Origin of the sequence: Allobosea lathyri, from assembly GCF_900108245.1 — a bacterium.
Taxonomy (GTDB): Bacteria; Pseudomonadota; Alphaproteobacteria; order Rhizobiales; family Beijerinckiaceae; genus Allobosea; species Allobosea lathyri.
In genome coordinates this window covers 907,888-925,004 of the sequence record NZ_FNUY01000001.1, presented here as the reverse complement: position 1 = coordinate 925,004, position 17,117 = coordinate 907,888, and the positions used below count along the sequence as shown (strand labels likewise).

At 64.5% G+C, this 17,117-nt stretch carries 17 protein-coding genes; 8 read left to right on the top strand and 9 right to left on the bottom strand.

The genetic code is table 11. The features are described 5' to 3' along the window. Positions 1-68: 68 nt before the first annotated feature. The 4 genes from C4S73_RS04200 to C4S73_RS04185 form a co-directional block, all read right to left on the bottom strand. Positions 69-857, bottom strand: a complete 789-nt coding sequence (locus C4S73_RS04200; RefSeq protein WP_103871151.1) for an ABC transporter permease — start codon at positions 855-857, stop codon at positions 69-71. Next, positions 854-1,753 carry an ABC transporter permease subunit gene (locus C4S73_RS04195; RefSeq protein ID WP_103871150.1) on the bottom strand — a complete coding sequence of 300 codons (900 nt, stop codon included), beginning with the start codon at positions 1,751-1,753 and terminating at the stop codon, positions 854-856. Before C4S73_RS04195 ends, C4S73_RS04200 begins: the two co-directional genes overlap by 4 nt. A 160-nt stretch (positions 1,754-1,913) precedes the next feature. After that, on the bottom strand, positions 1,914-3,068 hold the full coding sequence (locus C4S73_RS04190) for an ABC transporter ATP-binding protein (protein WP_103871149.1): 1,155 nt from the start codon (positions 3,066-3,068) through the stop codon (positions 1,914-1,916). Between the two features lie 40 nt (positions 3,069-3,108). Further along, a complete protein-coding gene (locus tag C4S73_RS04185) occupies positions 3,109-4,221 on the bottom strand; it encodes a polyamine ABC transporter substrate-binding protein (RefSeq protein WP_103871148.1) in 1,113 nt (370 codons plus the stop codon). Between the two features lie 111 nt (positions 4,222-4,332). On the opposite strand from C4S73_RS04185, the gene C4S73_RS04180 reads away from it, so the two are divergent. The 3 genes from C4S73_RS04180 to C4S73_RS04170 all read left to right on the top strand — a co-directional run bounded on the left by C4S73_RS04180 (position 4,333) and on the right by C4S73_RS04170 (position 5,724). Beyond that, positions 4,333-5,100: a DUF3750 domain-containing protein gene (locus C4S73_RS04180; protein ID WP_425290310.1), complete on the top strand. Its 768-nt coding sequence runs from the start codon at positions 4,333-4,335 to the stop codon at positions 5,098-5,100. Positions 5,101-5,182: 82 nt separating this feature from the next. After that, positions 5,183-5,404 (top strand): antitoxin MazE family protein, encoded by a 222-nt coding sequence (locus C4S73_RS04175; RefSeq protein ID WP_103871146.1) that lies wholly within the window; start codon positions 5,183-5,185, stop codon positions 5,402-5,404. Next, positions 5,401-5,724, top strand: coding sequence for a type II toxin-antitoxin system PemK/MazF family toxin (locus tag C4S73_RS04170; protein WP_103871145.1), 324 nt, complete (start codon positions 5,401-5,403; stop codon positions 5,722-5,724). Before C4S73_RS04175 ends, C4S73_RS04170 begins: the two co-directional genes overlap by 4 nt. 27 nt (positions 5,725-5,751) lie before the next feature. On the opposite strand, the gene C4S73_RS04165 is transcribed toward C4S73_RS04170, so the two are convergent. After that, positions 5,752-7,035, bottom strand: coding sequence for a cystathionine gamma-synthase family protein (locus C4S73_RS04165; protein WP_103871144.1), 1,284 nt, complete (start codon positions 7,033-7,035; stop codon positions 5,752-5,754). 158 nt (positions 7,036-7,193) lie between these two features. Between C4S73_RS04165 and C4S73_RS04160 the strand changes: the two genes are divergently transcribed. After that, on the top strand, positions 7,194-7,652 hold the full coding sequence (locus tag C4S73_RS04160; protein WP_103871143.1) for an Lrp/AsnC family transcriptional regulator: 459 nt from the start codon (positions 7,194-7,196) through the stop codon (positions 7,650-7,652). A 40-nt stretch (positions 7,653-7,692) separates the two neighbouring features. Here C4S73_RS04160 and C4S73_RS04155 read toward each other — a convergent pair whose 3' ends face one another. Together C4S73_RS04155 and C4S73_RS04150 are read right to left on the bottom strand one after the other, a co-directional pair. Next, complete coding sequence (locus C4S73_RS04155; protein ID WP_103871298.1) at positions 7,693-8,691, bottom strand: alpha/beta hydrolase; 999 nt, start codon at positions 8,689-8,691, stop codon at positions 7,693-7,695. Positions 8,692-8,840: 149 nt separating this feature from the next. Continuing rightward, positions 8,841-9,998, bottom strand: a complete 1,158-nt coding sequence (locus tag C4S73_RS04150) for an alpha/beta hydrolase (RefSeq protein WP_103871142.1) — start codon at positions 9,996-9,998, stop codon at positions 8,841-8,843. A gap of 147 nt (positions 9,999-10,145) precedes the next feature. Here C4S73_RS04150 and meaB point away from each other — a divergent pair, with 147 nt between their 5' ends. The 3 genes from meaB to C4S73_RS04135 all read left to right on the top strand — a co-directional run bounded on the left by meaB (position 10,146) and on the right by C4S73_RS04135 (position 13,201). Next, positions 10,146-11,132, top strand: a complete 987-nt coding sequence (meaB, locus tag C4S73_RS04145) for a methylmalonyl Co-A mutase-associated GTPase MeaB (RefSeq protein WP_103871141.1) — start codon at positions 10,146-10,148, stop codon at positions 11,130-11,132. A gap of 17 nt (positions 11,133-11,149) precedes the next feature. After that, positions 11,150-11,767: a pyroglutamyl-peptidase I gene (locus C4S73_RS04140; protein ID WP_103871140.1), complete on the top strand. Its 618-nt coding sequence runs from the start codon at positions 11,150-11,152 to the stop codon at positions 11,765-11,767. Positions 11,768-11,836: 69 nt separating this feature from the next. Continuing rightward, positions 11,837-13,201: a TIGR03808 family TAT-translocated repetitive protein gene (locus tag C4S73_RS04135; protein WP_146071270.1), complete on the top strand. Its 1,365-nt coding sequence runs from the start codon at positions 11,837-11,839 to the stop codon at positions 13,199-13,201. Positions 13,202-13,351: 150 nt separating this feature from the next. Here the strand turns inward: C4S73_RS04135 and C4S73_RS04130 are convergent, their stop codons facing one another. Beyond that, positions 13,352-14,824 (bottom strand): vWA domain-containing protein, encoded by a 1,473-nt coding sequence (locus tag C4S73_RS04130; RefSeq protein WP_103871138.1) that lies wholly within the window; start codon positions 14,822-14,824, stop codon positions 13,352-13,354. A gap of 322 nt (positions 14,825-15,146) precedes the next feature. After that, positions 15,147-16,145 (bottom strand): asparaginase, encoded by a 999-nt coding sequence (locus C4S73_RS04125; RefSeq protein ID WP_103871137.1) that lies wholly within the window; start codon positions 16,143-16,145, stop codon positions 15,147-15,149. 147 nt (positions 16,146-16,292) lie between these two features. Here C4S73_RS04125 and C4S73_RS04120 point away from each other — a divergent pair, with 147 nt between their 5' ends. Further along, positions 16,293-17,117 (top strand): alpha/beta hydrolase, encoded by an 825-nt coding sequence (locus tag C4S73_RS04120; RefSeq protein WP_103871136.1) that lies wholly within the window; start codon positions 16,293-16,295, stop codon positions 17,115-17,117.

The window sequence follows — 17,117 nt, the reverse complement described above, 5'->3', positions numbered from 1 at the left end:
TTCACACGCCGTTTAGATCAGAGCATGGCTCGCACGAGAAACCGGTCCCCAGCTTTTTGCGCCATGCTTCAGCTCCCGGCCACCTGCTCGCGCTTCAGGAGCAGCGAGGCGGCAATCACCGCCAGTGCAACAGCGCCGATCATGATCGTGCAGGCGGCGTTGATCTCAGGCGAGACACCGAGCTTGACCGCCGAATAGAGCCGCATCGGCAGCGTGGTCGCGCCCGGGCCGGTGGTGAAGCTCGCAATCACGAGATCGTCGAGCGAGAGCGTGAAGGCCAGCATCCACGCCGCAGCGACCGCCGGCCAGATCAGCGGCAAGGTCACTGTCGCAAACGTGACCAAAGGCGTGGCGCCGAGATCCTGCGCCGCCTCTTCCAGCGAGCGATCGAAACCGGCGAGGCGCGACTGCACGACGATGCAGGCAAAGCCCAGGCTGAAAGTGGCGTGGGCGATCGTCACGGTCCAGAAGCCCCGTTCCGCATCGACGGCCACGAAGAGCAGCAGCAGCGACAGGCCGGTGACCACCTCCGGCATGACCAGCGGCGCCAGCACCATGCCTGAAAACAGCGTGCGCCCGACGAAGCGCCCATGCCGGACGAGCGCCAGTGCCGCGAGGGTTCCAAGCACTGTTGCAAACGTGGCCGAGACGAGGCCAAGCCGGACGCTGAGCCAGGCAGCATCGAGCAAGGGCTGGTTTGCCATGAGCGCGCCGTACCAATGCGTCGAGAAACCGCCCCACACCGTGACGAGCCGCGAGGCGTTGAAGGAATAGGCGATCAGCGCCAGGATCGGCAGATAGAGGAAGGCGAAGCCGGCGACGAGCACCAGCACCAGACCGGGACCGAGCCGCCTCATGCCGCCCCTCCCCGCGCCAGCCGCGCGCGCTGAAGCAGCACCAATGGCAGCACGAGCACGATCAGCAGCACGATGGCCACGGCCGATGCCAGCGGCCAGTCGCGGTTCGAGAAGAACTCGTTCCAGAGCACCTTGCCGATCATCACCGTATCGGGTCCGCCGAGCAGGTCGGGAATCACGAACTCGCCCACAGCCGGGATGAAAACGAGGGCGCATCCCGCCAGGATGCCCGGCAGGGACAGCGGCAGCGTCACGGTCAGGAACGCGGTCAACGGCGTGGAGCCGAGATCGGCGGCCGCCTCCAGAAGGCTGCGATCGAGCTTTTCCAAGGTCGTGAACAGCGGCAGCACCATGAAGGGCAGATAGGAATAGACCATGCCGATCAGCACGGCGGTTTCGGTGTTCAGCAGCCGAAGCGGCTCACCGGCAAGGCCAAGCCCGCCGAGAACCATGTCGAGCAGGCCCTCGGGCCGGAGGATGCCGATCCAGGCGTAGACCCGGATCAGGAACGAGGTCCAGAACGGCAGGATGACCAGGACGAGCAGAAGCCCCTGCCAGCGCCGCGAAGCCGCCGCCATCGCATAGGCCAGCGGATAGCCGATGCCGAGCGCGATCAGGGTGGTCAGGGCAGCGATGCGCAGGGAGTAGAGATAGCTCTGCCAGTAGAGCGGATCGTCAGTGATCAGGCTGAAGTTTTCGAGATCCAGCTGCGACAGAAAGCTGCCGATCGTCGAAAGGCCCTCGAAATGGGGTGCATAGGGCGGCAATGCGGTTGCGGCATCGGACAGCGCCATGCGCAGCACGATCACGAAGGGCGCGAGGAAGAACAGCAGGAGCCAGAGATAGGGCACGGCCACGACAAGGCGGCGGGCAGAGGTCGCGACGCTCACAGCCATTGCCCAAAGCTAGTCCGGGGCCCCCCGCAGCCCTCGTCCTGAGGAGCCGCGTCAGCGGCGTCTCGAAGGATGTTCCAGCGCGCACTGGAACCACCTTTCGAGACGCGCCTGCGGCGCTCCTCAGGATGAGGACTACACTTGTGGGGATCGTCCGCTCTGGTCACGGCCGCAACACCAGCCCGGCCTCGATGTCCCAGGAGAGCCAGACCTTGTCCTCCCAGGCGAAGGGCCGTGCGATCCGCCGCGTCCGGTTCGCCAGCGCGACCTTGAGGAGCTGCCCGTCCTCCCCGCCGATCATCACCTGGATCATGGTGAAATCGCCGAGATAGCCGATATCCCAGATTTCGCCGGCAACCTTGTTGGCGACGCCGATGGGCTCGTCATGGCCCAGGTCGATCTTCTCAGGCCGCAGACCGACGAGAACGGGCTCGCCAACACCAAGCGCCGGCGCCTCCTCGTCGAGTTCGATCGTCCCGGCAAATGACGTCTCGACCTTGACCAGATCACCCTCGATTGCCGCGACCCGGCCCTCGAACAGGTTGATGTCGCCGACGAACTCGGCGACGTGGCGGTTTGCGGGCGCCTCGTAGATCACGTCGGGCGGGCCGATCTGGACGAGCTTGCCATGATCCATCACCGCCATGCGGTCGGCCATCGTCATGGCCTCGTCCTGATCATGGGTGACGACCATGAAGGTCATGCCGAGTTCGCTCTGGAGGTCCATCAGCTCGAATTGCGTGGCTTCGCGCAGCTTGCGGTCGAGCGCCGCCATCGGCTCGTCCAACAAGAGGAGCTTGGGCTTTTTCGCCAGCGCGCGAGCGAGCGCGACGCGCTGGCGCTGACCGCCTGAGAGCTGGTCGGGCCGGCGCCTGCCCAGCCCCTCCAGCTTCACCAGCGCCAGCATCTCTTCGACACGACGCGCAATCTCCACGCGTGGCAGGCCCTCGCGCTTCAGGCCATAGGCGACGTTGTCGGCGACGTTGAGATGCGGAAACAGCGCATAGGACTGGAACATCATGTTGACCGGCCGCAGATGCGGCGGAACGGCAGTGATATCGACGCCGTCGAGCAGGATTTCGCCGGCATCGGGTCGCTCGAACCCCGCGAGCATGCGCATCAGCGTGGTCTTGCCGCAGCCCGACGGTCCGAGCAGGGCGAAGAACTCGCGGGGATACAGCGACAGCGACAGATCGCCGACCGCCGTCACCGCGCCGAAGCGCCTGGTAACACCGCGAAACTCGACGAGAGGCTTCGCCGCCGGATCGTTCCAGGGTTGAAAGGCCCGGCGCACGCTGCCGGGCGAGCTTTTCCGCATGGCCGGGGCGCCCCTCTTGGCCTCGCTCACTTGCCGGCGCTCACTTGCCGGTCTTGACGCGGGTCCACAACCGGTTGACCAGCCGCTGCGTCTTCTGGTCGTAGGGGGTTATCGTGTAGAGGCGGCTCATCACCGCCTCCGAGGGATAGATGCCGGGATTGTCCCGCACGGCAGCAGAGAGCAGAGGCTTCGAAGCCAGATTGCCGTTGGCGTATTGGATGAAGTCCGAGTTCTTCGCCGCCATCGCCGGGCGATTGACGAAATCGATGAATTTCAGCGCGGCTTCCGGATTGCCGGCATCCTTGGGGATGACGAAGGAATCGAACCACATCAGCGCGCCCTCCTTCGGGATAGAATAGGCGATCTCGACCTTGTTCTTGGCTTCCTCGGCCCGCTTCCTGGCCTGAAGGATATCGCCGGAATAGCCGACTGCGAGGCAGATATCGCCGTTGGCGAGCGCGTTGATGTATTCCGAGGAATGGAACTTCTGGATGTGCGGGCGCATCTTGCGCAGCAGCTCGCCGGCCTTGTTGAGGTCGGCCTCAGCCTTCGAATCCGGATTCAGGCCGAGATAGCGCAGGGCGGCCGGGAACATCTCCTCGACCGCATCGAGCACATGCACGCCGCAATTGGACAGCTTCTTCAGCTGCTCGGGCTCGAACAGGATTTTCCAGCTGTCGATCACCGCGTCGGGGCCGAGCCGCTCCTTGATCTTGGCAACGTTGTAGCCAATGCCCGTCGTGCCCCACATGTAGTTGACGGCATATTTGTTGCCGGGATCGTATTTCGACAGGCGCCCCTGGATCTCCGGCCAGGCGTTCTTGAGGTTGGGCACCTTGGCGGCGTCGATTGGCGTGTACAGGCCGAGCGGGATATGGCGCGGCAGGAACGAGGCCGTGACCACGATCAGATCGTAACCCGTCTTGCCGGCTAGGAGCTTGGTCTCGACAGTCTCCATCTGGTCGAAGGTGTCGTAGACGACGGTGATCCCGGTTTCCTTCTTGAAGGCATCCAGCACCTCGGGATCGACATAATCCGACCAGTTGAAGATCCGCAGCTCGCCATTCTGCGCGACGGCACTCTCGCCCGTAAGAAGCGCTAGACCCAGAATCGCGCCCGAAACAACACGCCTTACCCAGCCACGGCCCGTCATAGTATCTCGACTCCCCCTTGATATCGCGGCGAAGGCTAGCAGTTTGCTCGCGCGCCTCAACCCGCAATAGCGAGCGCGCGTCATGCTGCCGCAATCGCCAGCGATCTTGCGATGCAACAACTTGGCCACATATCCTTTCCCATGCGCATCGCCCGCCATTTCCTCCTGCTGTTCTCGCTGGTATTCCTGCTGCCGGTCGCAAGCCATGCCGCCTGGTGGTATTGGCAGCCCTCAGCGCAGGATTGGCGTTACGCCGACTGGTCGAGCGCCAAGCTGCTGCCCGCAGCCGCGATCGAACCGGAAGCGACGGTGCATGTCTTTGCCGCCCGCGTCGGCCGCTGGCGCGGCGTCTTCGCGCATCACTCCTGGCTGGTGGTGAAGGAGCGCGGGGCCAGCGCCTATACCCGCTTCGACGTGGTCGGCTGGGGCACGCCGGTGCGCGTCAACCATCGCGAGGCCGATGGCCGTTGGTTCGGCAATGTGCCCGAGCTCGTCACCGAACTGCGCGGCGAGGCCGCCGAGCGCATCATCCCGCGCATTCGCGACGCCGTGAAAAGCTATGCCTATGTGCAGCCCGGTAGCTACACGGCATGGCCGGGACCGAACTCGAACAGCTTCGTCCAGCATGTTCTGGCCGAGGTGCCCGAACTCTCCCAGGCGCTGCCGCCGACCGCGATCGGCAAGGATTTCCGCGATGCCGGGTTTTTTGCCGGGCTCACGCCCAGCCGCACCGGGATTCAGGCTTCGCTGTTCGGGCTGGCCGGATTTACGCTCGGCTGGGTCGAGGGCGTCGAGGTCAACCTGCTCGGGCTGGTGGCCGGCCTCGACATCCGCCAGCCGGCGCTGAAGCTGCCGGGCTGGGGACGCGTCGGAATTTGAATTGCCAAACACAGAGCGCAGAAACCCTGTTGAGAATGTGCCTTCAATTTGTTACATGTAACGAATAGACGGAGCAGGACGCATGCCGACGCCGACCAATCAACGTGTGCAAAAGCGCCGCGATGCTCTGCGGGCGGCAGGTCTGAGACCTTTGCAGATATGGGTCCCGGATACGCGCAAGCCCGGCTTTGCGGCGGAATGCCGCCGGCAATCGTTGCTCGTCGCGTCTGCGGACGCTCGCGACGTCGGCCTTGGCGATTTCCTGGACGCGGCCCTGACTGATCTGGACGATCCCAGCGAATGAAACGCGGCGATCTCGTTACTGTCGCGATGAGCGGGGACTTCGGAAAGCCCCGCCCTGCGCTCGTTATACAGTCCGACCAGTTCGAACTGACCGGTACAGTGACCGTCCTGCTTATATCGAGCGAGACGGTCGATGCGCCCTTGATCAGACTGTCTGTCGAGCCGAACGAAACCAATGGCCTGCGGCTGCCTTCCCAGATCATGATCGACAAGGTCATGTCCGTGAAGCGCGGCCGGATCGGCCAACGGTTCGGCCGGCTCGACCCGGAAACGACGATCGCGGTCAATCGATCGCTTGCGCTTTTTCTGGGCCTCGCCTGACAACAGGTGCGATCCGGGGCCGAAGCCTCAAACCGCCTCCAGCGCCTGGGCCAGATCCGAGATCAGGTCCTCGATGTTCTCGATGCCGACGGAGATGCGGATCAGGGCATCGGTCAGGCCAATCTCCTCGCGCAGTTCGCGCGCCACGCCGGAATGCGTCATCGCGGCGGGATGCGACACGAGCGTCTCGGTACCACCGAGGCTGACCGCGAGCTTCATGATCTGGAGGTTGTCGAGGAGCGCGAAGGCCTCCTTCTCTCCGCCCTTCACGTCGAAGGCGAAGGTCGATCCGGCCGCCGTGCACTGCCGGTCGAACACCGCCTTGCGCGGATCGCCGTCCTTGAGATCGCCGAGATAGTGGACCTTGGCCACCTTCGGATGGGCTGAGAGATACTCAGCGACCAGCTTGGCGTTCTCGTTGGCGCGGCTCATGCGAATGTCGAGCGTTTCTAGCGAGCGCATCAGCATCCAGCAGGAGTTGGGATCGAGCTGCGTGCCCAGCGAACCGCGCCAGCTCTTGACCTGCCGCACCAGCGCCTCCGACCCGCTGATAGAGCCGCCGACGAGGTCCGAGTGCCCGCCGACATATTTCGTCAGCGAGAGCAGCGAGAGATCGGCGCCCTGCTTCAGCGGCTTCTGGTATTTCGGCCCGAGCATGGTGTTGTCGACCACGACCGGCGGGCGGTGGCCCTGCGACTTCTCAAGCTCGTCGGCGATCAGCGCGCAGGCGGCGAGATCGACCAGCCCATTGGTCGGGTTCGCCGGCGTCTCGACCAGGATCATGCCGACCCGGCCTTTCGCAGCCGCGGCCTTGGCGGTGGCGCGCATCTGCTCGATGTCGAGACCGTCGGTGAAGCCGAAGGGGATCACGCCGAAGGCGCCCATCTGGTTCTTCAGCAGCGTTTCGGTGCCGCCATAGAGCGGGCGCGAATGGATCACCGTGTCGCCCGGCCTCAGGAAGGCGAAGCAGGTCGTGGCGATCGCCGCCATGCCCGAGGCGAAGACGGCGCATTTCTCGGCCTCGTCCCAGATCGCAAGGCGATCCTCGAGGATTTCCATGTTGGGGTGGTTGAAGCGCGAGTAGACGAGGCCGGACTTCTCCCCGGGATTGGGCCGGCGGCGGCCCGATGTCAGGTCGAAGAAGTCCTTGCCCTGTTGGGCATTCTCGAAAACGAAGGTCGAGGTCAGGAAGATCGGCGGCTTCAGCGACCCTTCAGACATGGCCGGCGAATAGCCGAAGCCCATCATCAGCGTTTCCGGATGCAGCTTGCGGTTGGAAATCCGGTCCTTGTGATAGCTGTCGCCGCTCATGGTCGCTTCCTCCGTTGTCGCATGCGGTCCGTCCCCGTAAGCCCGGCCGCCTCGCCTTCAGAATAATCGGATTGTTGCAGCATTGCTTGGCTGATCGCACTCACCATAGAATGGCCTGTGCAGCTTCCTGCCAACAATCGTTCAACGGAGAGCATATCATGCTCGATACGACCGATCGCCGTATACTTGCATTGCTCCAGGAGGATGGCCGGATCACTAATCAGGAGCTGTCGCAGAAGATCGGGCTCTCGCCGACGCCCTGTCTGCGCCGCCTGAAGCGGCTGGAGGAGACCGGCGTCATCCAGGGCTATTCGGCCATCGTCGACCCGAAAGCCTATGGCCTGCCCTTCAGCGTTTTCGTGTCGGTGCGGCTGACCCAGCAGACGCAGGAGCATATCGCCGAGTTCGAGAAGGCCGTCGAAGGCTGGAGCGAGGTCGCCGAATGCTACCTGATGACCGGCACGCAGGATTATCTTCTGCGCGTCCTGACGGATGGCATCGACGGGTATGAGCGCTTCCTGAAGCAGAAGGTGACGCGGCTGAAATGCATCCAGTCGGTCGAATCCAACTTCGCGATGGCGACGATCAAGAAGCGTATCGGCCTGCCGCCGATCTGAGCGTCACTGGCGAGCGAACAACGCCTCGGCTGCCCCGGTTTCAGGAACGGTCCATCGCCCGTCGGACGACCATCGTGACCTCGCTGTTCGAGAGGAAGAGGTCATGCCGGAGCATGCTCCAGCCGCGTCCCGAAGTGTCGGCGACGCGCACGCCGAGCGCTTCCAGCCGCGAGCGGTCGGCAGCGCCGGCGCGGGCGACACCGCCTGCAAGCCGGGCCGAGATCGCCAGGGCGCGGTCGCCGGGATCGATGATCAGCGTCATGCGGCGCGCGAGCGGCCCGAGCTTGGAGACGGTCTGCTCGAAGGCATCGATGTCGATATCGGGCGACGCCAGGATGACTGAGCCGATGCGGGCATAGACGTCGGAGGATTCGCGCAATTCGCGCAGGCCTTCCAAAGTCAGGAACGTGCCCATCGAATGCGCGACGATATGGATGCGTCCGACCGTCGGGTTCGCAACCAGCGCCTTGAGCGCCTGCACGAAGCCGTCGCGCGACCACAGCGCGCTTTCGCGATCATAGGCGTAGTCGAAGAGCTTGCCCCCGGACGGCCAGCTGAACATCGCGGTGCGGCCCTGGAATTCGAGCGAGTGCGACAGCTGGGCGGCACTGCGGGCCGCCGATTCGAAGGTCTCGTTGTAGCCGTGCACATAGAGCAGCACGTCGCGTCCGTTCGCAGCCTCGGCGAAGGCGCGCGCGGCCTCATTCGATGTGCGGTTGCTGACACCCAGCACGGCCCAGTCCCCGTTGACGACGGAGGACACCTGCCCGGCAATCCCGCGGCCGGGCGGCGACATCTGCGCCTCCGCGAAGGTCAGATTGCCACGGTCGGAGCCGAAGAAGGGAGCGACAGGCCCCGACGGCTTGCGCGTGGTGACGACGAGCAGCGTCGGATCCTTGCCGAGAGCCGAGGCATCGGCGCGCGTCGGCTCGGAAAACGGCGAAACGCTCGCCTCAGTCTGGGCACAGGCCGAGAGCACGAGCGAAAGCGATGCGGCCAGCGCCAGCCGGCGAGAGATAGCGTGCCGAGAACCTGGCATCGAATCGGGCATCCATGAGATCGAGAAGTGGCTGGTCTAGCCAATCAGGCCTTAATCAAAGGCCAACGCGGCCAGAATGCGGCGATGCATGGGCGGCCGGGGGAATGCGGCCGGCGGTGGCCGATTGGCCACAGCCGGATGGGAGAGCCTCAGCGGCCGATGACGGCGCCGGGCGCGGTGACCACCAGATCGACGGTCGAGCCGACCGTACCCACGAGGCCGCCGGCAATGTCGCCGAGCTTGTCGCCGAAGCGCGGTCCGGCGGTGGCGATGCCCTTGTCGGCCTGCAGGCGGCGGCCGATCAGCTGCACGACCTTGGGCGAGGCTGCGAATTTGGCATGATTGAGGGAATCGCTGCTCGATATCTCCGACAGGTCGATGATCGTCGCGCCGAGCTTCGACAGATCGGTGACGATCTCGGTGTCCTTGGCGGAGATCGCGCCAAGCCGCGTCTTGTCCCCGGCGAAGCGGCGCGAGAATTCGAGCGCCTTGTCGTCGGCCGAAACAAAGACCGTCACCGGCCGCTTGATCTCGCGCATCTGCGTCTTGAAGACGTCGAGATCGACATCGGGCGCAGCCAGGATGACATCGCGAAGCTTGCCTCCGAAGGTGCCGTCGCCGCGGATCGAGGCCTGGCGCAGCGCCTCCAGCGTCAGGAACGTGCCCATCGAATGCGCGAGAACGTCGATCCGCGTCGTGCCGAGATCGCGGGAGATCGCGCGCAGGTTGGCTTCGAGGAAATCGCGCGAGTAGAACGCGCTTTCGCGATCATAGGGGTATTGCAGGAGCTCGCCGCGCGAAGGCCAGGTGAACAGCACCGGCACGCCCTTGAAGCCTGAATCATAGACGATCTGGGCGAAGCGATAGACCGCATCCGCGAAATTCGTGTTGTAGCCATGGACGAAGACGAGGACGTCTCGCTCCGAGGCCGGGCGCGCCAGGATCTCCCTGCGGACCTCGGCAACAACCGGCGCAAGATCGAGGCGCTTGACCGAGGTGACCGCGAAATGGCGCGCGGGATCGGTCGCGCCGCTGTCGGGCAGTTCCAGCTCACCGGGCTTATGGTCGCGCGGGACGGTGACCTCGAGCTTCGCGAAAGCCAGACGGGGCGCGCGCTCGCCGCTGAAATATTGCGGCTCATTCGAGGTTTGGCGCGTCGTTGCGACGAAGACCTCGACCCTGCCGGCGATGTCAGCCTTCTGGGCCGAAGTGACCAGCAATGTCCGCGGCGTGCCGCATGCGCCAAGCGCCAACGGTGCGACCAGAACCAATCCAAACAGCCGAAGCCGCAACGCCGCGCACATCATGTCGAACTGGTCTCATCCAAGGCAGCGATGATCAAGATGCTTCCGTGACACAGTGATGAATTACCGGTGCACGCGGAGATCGCGGGAAACTCTGGATGAGCGAGACGAAGCCTTGTCGCGCGGCCGGAAGCCTTGCTACTTGGCGATATGACTGATGTCACCGCCCCTCCCGCTACGCTGGACGACGCGATTCTCGCCGGTGAGCGGGCAGCTCTGGCGCGCGCCATCACGCTTGCGGAATCCCGCCGCGCCGACCATCGCGAGCAGGCGCAGGCCCTGATCCAGCGGCTGTTGCCGCGAACGGGTGGTGCGCTGCGCGTCGGCATCACCGGCGTGCCCGGCGTCGGCAAGTCGACGGCGATCGATGCGCTCGGCACCTATCTCACCGCCAAGGGCCACAAGGTCGCCGTGCTGGCCGTAGACCCGTCATCGAGCCGCACCGGCGGCTCGATCCTCGGCGACAAGACCCGCATGGCCCGTCTGGCGGTTGATCCCAACGCCTATATCCGGCCCTCGCCTTCCTCGGGCACCCTGGGCGGGGTCGCCGCCAAGACGCGCGAGACCATGCTGCTTTGCGAGGCGGCGGGCTTCGACATCATCCTGGTCGAGACAGTCGGCGTCGGGCAGTCCGAGACGGCCGTCGCTGATCTCACCGACTTCTTCCTGGTGCTGATGCTGCCCAATGCCGGCGACGAGCTGCAAGGCATCAAGAAGGGGATCATCGAGCTGGCCGACATGATTGCCGTCAACAAGGCTGACGGCAACGGGGCGAATGCCGCACGCGCCGCTGCCGCGCAATACAGGGCAGCGCTGCACATCCTGGCGCCCGCATCGGCCCTGTGGTCGACGCCGGTGGTGACGATCTCGGGGCTGACGGGCGAAGGTCTCGATGCGCTCTGGACGAAGATCATGGATCATCATGCCCGGCACGAAGCCAAGGGGCTGATCGCGGAGCGCCGCCGCCGGCAGGACGTCAAATGGATGTGGGCGATGGTGCAGGACAGGCTGCAGGCCAAACTCCGGCACGATCCCGCCCTGAAGGCGCGCACGCCCGAGCTTGAGCGTGCCGTGGCGGCAGGCGAGTTGACGGCAACGCTCGCGGCCGAGGAAATCGCGAAAGCGCTGGGGCTTTGACGAGGGATGCTGGCGCGATGGACATCCTGATCACCGGCTTCGGCCCCTTCCCGCATGTGCGGGTCAACCCGACGGCAAGGCTGGCCCGCGCCGTCGCCTCGCGCCTGGCCCGCTCCGGGTTGAATGCTGGGGCGCTCGTCCTCGAGACCAGCTATTGCGCCGGCTTGCCCGCCCTGCGGGAGCATCTGGCGACAGCGCAGCCAAAGGCCGTCCTGATGCTCGGGCTTGCAGCCCGCGCCCGCTTCGTCCGCGTCGAGCTTTTCGCACGTGGGCATGCCAGCCCGCTTCATCCCGACGCAACGGGCGAAACGCCGAAGGCACGCAAGGCGCTGCCCGCTTTGCCCAGCAGGACGACAGCCAATGCGCAAGGTGCGCTCGCGGCTCTCAGGCAACGCGGCATCCGCGCCCACCTCTCCCCTTCGGCGGGGCGCTATCTATGCGATGCCAGCTATGCCGCCGTGCTGGCGCAAACCAGAGGCAGCGACACGTCTGTCCTGTTCGTGCATGTGCCCTGGCTGCGGCCTCACGCGGGCGTGCGGCCGAAGCATCGCGTTGCGACGTTCAGGCCGGATATGCAGGTTCTCGCGAGCAGCTTGGCGGCGATAGGCCGGACAATGGCGCGCGCCGGACGCTAAGGCCGTCCCGTGGTGACACGGGCCGGCGCGGCATGCGGCTTGAAGCGTCAGGCGATCACGGAGGATTCCATGGCTCTTTCCAGGCGCTCGCTGCTGGCGGCGGCCCTTTTTGGCACAGGCGCGGTTCCGCTGTTGTCTGCGCCGGGGCAGGCCCAAGCGCGTGCGCTTGGGCAATTCGGCCTGGAAGCGGCCCAGTTCGGCCTGCGTCCCGGCTCTACGGACGACCAGTCGCGCCAGTTGCAGAATGCGCTCGGTGAAGCCGCCAAGCGCGATGCACCGCTCGTCGTCGCGCCCGGCCGCTACAGGATCGCCAATGTCATCCTGCCCGAAGGCGCGCGTCTGATCGGCGTTCCCGGCGCGACGCAATTCGTCACGGCGCAGGGCGGACCGATGCTGCTCGCACGCCGGATCAAGCGGGCCTCGCTCTCCGGACTGTCGCTCGATGGTCTTGACATCCCAGCCACCCAGAAGAGCGGGCTCGTCAGCGCCGAGGAGGTCCTCGATTTCAGCGTGAGCGATTGCGAATTCGCCAATGCCGGCTCCGTCGGCCTGGTGCTGGGCCGCACGGCCGGTCGCATCCAATTGAACCGCTTCCGCAGCATGCGAGACTCCGCGCTGTTCTCGCTGGACTCGCGCGGCGTCTCGATCGAGCAGAACCAGGTCGAGGATTGCGGCAATAACGGCATCCAGCTCTGGCGCAGCCAGCCGGGAGACGATCAGTCGATCGTGCGCAGCAACCGCATCAACCGCATTCGCTCGGACGCCGGCGGCGACGGCCCCAACGGCAACGGCATCAGCCTTTACAAGGCCGGCGGGGTCATCATCGAGGGCAACACCCTGCGCGATTGCGCGCTGACCTTCATCCGCAACAATTCCGGCTCGGGCGTGCAGATCCTCGGCAATCAGGGTCGGCGCTGCGGCGAGGTCGCGCTCTACAGCGAATTCGCCTTCGAGGGCGCGATCATCGCCAACAACCTCGTCGAGGATTGCGCGCAGGGCGCCGACATCACCAATTTCGACCTTGGCGGCCGGCTCTCGGTCTTCGCCAACAACATCATCCGCAACGCCCAGAAGGGCCTTGCCCCCAAGGGCAAGGGGCCGGTCGGCGGCATCGGCGTGCATGTCGAGGCGGAAGCCACGGTGACCGGCAACGTCATCGAGAACGCCAGCGAGATCGGCATCTCGCTCGGTTGGTCCTGGGGCATGCGCAACCTCGTTGCCACCGGCAACATGGTGCGCAAGACCGGGATCGGCATCTCCGTGTCGCTGGTGCCTAAGGAGCGCAACACCCTGATCGCCAACAACGTCATCGCCGAGGCGCTGAAGGGCGCCGTGCTCGGCACCGAGTATGGGAAGATCGTGACCGGAGATTTGACCAAAGCCGCCGATGCACGAGCGGCCGGGGTCAGGGTCGAGAACAACGCGGTGCAGTGAACACGCTTTTGCTCAATCCTCGTCGCTCGGCCCGCACCAGCCGGCAGATGATCGGCATGCGCGCTCGTTCGACGGCAGCCGATGCGAGGCCGATCAGCGGCAGGGTGGAGAACAATGCGATTGCCGGAGGCAAAACGCGCGGTTCGTCCCTCAGCGCGTCAGGCGGATTTTCGACAGGGAGCCTGCGATGTTTTTGAATGCTTCGGTGAGCGCCTGCTCGTTATCGGCGTTGAAGGCGAAGCCCGCGCCCGACGAGCAATTCTGCATCGCGGCCTTCGCCTGCTCGTCGGCGACCGCGAAGGAAACGGTAAAGACATCTATCTTCTTCTGTTTCGCGTAGTTGCAGATGGCGAGCATGTCAGCGTAGGTCTGCGCGATATCGGAGGTTTTCGTGGTCGGCAAATGGCTACCATCCGATGCCTCGTAGCGCATGGTATTGGTGCCGTCCGTCATAAGCACGAGCGCCTTTCTCGGCTTCCTGTTGTCCGGGTCGTAGGCCTTGCCGTCCGAGAAGGGTTCGCCGGGCGAGAGGACGTTGACGCCCCAGATCATCCCCGCGGGAATATAGGTTTCGGGACGGTAACCACCAATGTTGACGACCATGCTGTTGATCGCCGAGGTGACGGTGGAAAGCGAGTCCGTGAGAGGCACGATCGGATTGGGGCAGACCTGAGCCCAGTCAAGCCTCGGTTTCCACTTATAGGGAACGTCGGGCTGCCCGTCGCTGAGACGCAGATCTCCGATATTGCGCGAATAGACGCAGCCATACCACTTAAAATACCTGATCGAACTCTTCGCGCACTGCTCCACCGGCGTGATCGGCGTGCAGATTTTCTGGCCGCAGACTTTCGGCGTGCAGTCATAGCGCTCCGTAACGCCATCGACGACGCGCGTACAGGTCTGGGCAGGTCCGCGCGAGCAGCTTTCCGTGCATGTTTCCGCAACCGTCTCGCACGCTCCCCCAATGGTTTTCTGGTAGTCGGGAACGACGGAGATCCAGGATCTGTTGCGGTTGCCTACGCCGACATTGACGTAGTCGGCATAGGGCACGAGACCGATTCTCACGTCGGATTTCGGATCCTTCTTCAAGGTAGCGACGAGCGAACTGGCGGATTTCTTCAGAGCGTCCAGTTTCGAGCCGGACATTGACCAGGTATTGTCGAGAACGAGGACGACCTCCGTGGATCCGACAGGGTTGCGCGTCGCGCTCGCCGTGACGGAGAACGGAAGCGACCAAATATTGACGATACTCATGATCGAGGTGCGTGCAGCGCCTTCGACCACAACGGTGATGTCGTTCGTCGCCGGAGTATACGTCAATTTCTTGAAGGACGCCGATGCCGAGACCATGCCGGTAGTATTGGCGCGGACGAAATCTTCCGCCGCCTTGCTCATGACGGCTTGACTCTCGGAATTCGCCTGCGCTGCAGCCAGCGCTCCCGCGTCGGCCGCGGCCTGAGCCGTCGTTCTCGCCGCGGACAGCCGAGCGAAATCGATGACGCAGCCCACGGCGAGCAGCAGCAGCATCAACGCGCCGGCGAAAAGCAAGAGGACCCCACCGCGCCGGCAACGCATAAAATTGCCGAAAGTGAAATAAAACCGCGAACGCACCGAGGAATACATCTGCTATGGAATCCCGTCTTGTATTTCAAATACACTATATGTTTCAATTTAATAATTGCTCTCCTGACTGTTGAAATAAGATCGGTTAAAAATATTAAAATATAAAGAACACTATCCCGCATATGGCAAGGTTTTACATGAAGGTCTGTTTTTTCCGCTACGTCACTGACGAATCGACGCAACCGCTCGCCTGGAGCGGCGACAGGGCCGACCATTGATCGAAGGGAGGAAGCGCGCGACAGCAAGCATCGCCCGCGACGTTCCCGCCCGGGCGATGGCGTCGGCCGCTAGCGCATTGCCGAGCGGGGCGGCTAAAGCGGACTCAGAACGCGGCTGCGCGCACCCGGCCAACCTCGACGCCGTTCCAGTTTTTCAGGATGTTCTCGCGCAGGGGTGCAAACGCTTGCGCTTCGGCTTCGCTCATCGGCAGGAAGCGTGCGATCAGCGCAGCCATCGCGATCTCCGCCGCCCGGCCGGCGCCATCGTCGCATTTGAGCGCGATGCCGTAGCCTAGTTCGGGCAACGCGCCGCAATAGACGCCTTCCGCACCCGTCTTGGTGAAGAGACGCGCGCCGAGTTGCTCCATAGCGCGCGTATCGAAGCGTCCGGTGCCCGCCACCATGAAGGGGTGCGCCGCGACGGCCTTGCGGATGCGTGCAGCCGCTTTGGCGCGCTCGGGGCCGAAACCATGTCCCGTGCCGAAACGGGCGAAGCCGAGCGCGAGCGCGCTCAGCGGCACGGCATAGGAAGGGATCGAGCAGCCGTCGATGCCCATGCGCTCGGACGAATGGGCCGCGCCCGTGACCTCCTCCAGTGCACCGCGCACCGCCTGCTGCACCGCATGTCCGGCCTTCACATAGCCGGCGGGGTCCTCGTCGAGGCCGCAGGCGAGGCAGACGAAGCCGGCATGTTTGCCGGAGCAGTTGTTGTTGAGCGCGCTCGGCTCCTGCCCGGCCTTGGCCATGGCGCGGGCCGCCGCCTCGCCCATCGGCCATTGCGTGCCGCATTCCAGGCAGCCGGCATCGCGGCCGGCCTTCCTGAGCATGGCGAGCGAGGTTTCGGCATGTTCAGGCTCGCCGGAATGTGAGGATACGGCAAGCGCGATCTCGGGCTCGCTGAGGCCATAGCGATCGGCAGCGCCGCTCTCGAACAGCGGCAATCCCTGGATCGCCTTGACCGCCGAACGCGGGAAGACCGGCCGTTCGACATCCCCGACGGAAAACACCACGCCGCCATCGGCATCGAGCACGATCGCCGCGCCACGATGGCGCGATTCGACGGTGTTGCCACGCGTCACCTCGGCGAGAACGGGATTTTCCATGTCTGTCTCCAGCTCCGATGACTATACGTCGAACGCGCTGCCTTTTGGCGCTCGGCGCTCGACCTGTCAAAAGCCATGGCGCAAACTGCGCGTCACTGCCATTCAAGATGTTTGCCCGCGCTTCGCACGGGCCAGCCGGAGCCAGGAATGTCACCGGACTACGAGACCGAATATAACAACCGCGCCCGCGTTCCCGAACATCCCGGCATCATCGCCGGCTGGGCAAGCGATGCGGCCGCCTACCGCGCAGAGGCAAATTGCGAGCTTGGCGTCTCCTATGGCGACAGCGAACGGCAGCGCTACGACCTGTTCAAGCCCGAAAACGTCAAGAGCAATGCCATCGCGCTCTTCATCCATGGCGGCTACTGGCAGGCGCTCGATCGCGGGTTTTTCTCGCATATGGCACGCGGGCTCAACCAGCTCGGCGTTCCCGTCGCGGTCGTGGGATACGATCTGTGCCCGCAGGTCGAGCTTGGCCATATCGTCTGGGAGCTGCAGCAGGCGGCGGCTGCGCTCTGGCAGCGCTTCAACCTGCCGGTGGTCGCGACCGGGCATTCGGCCGGAGGCCATCTGGCCGCCTGCCTGCTTGCCACCGACTGGTCGAATGTCGAACCCGATTTGCCTGAACATCTGGTTCCGGCGGCCTACGGCATCTCCGGGCTCTACAATCTGAAGCCGCTGACCGAGACCAGCATCAATACCGCACTGCGGCTGACCTTCGAGGAGGCGGAACGGGAAAGCCCGCTGTTCTGGCCGGCGCCTTCACGGCTTGTGATGGATGCCGTCGTCGGCGGGACCGAGAGCGACGAATACCTCAAGCAAAGCCGCCGCATCACCGATGTCTGGGGGCTGTCGGGCGTGCAGACGCGCTATGAGGAGATCGCCGGCGCGAACCATTTCACCGTGCTCGCCTCGCTTCCCGACCCGCAGAGCGCCATGACCCGCAGGATCGCCGCGCTCGCGGGCGCTTGA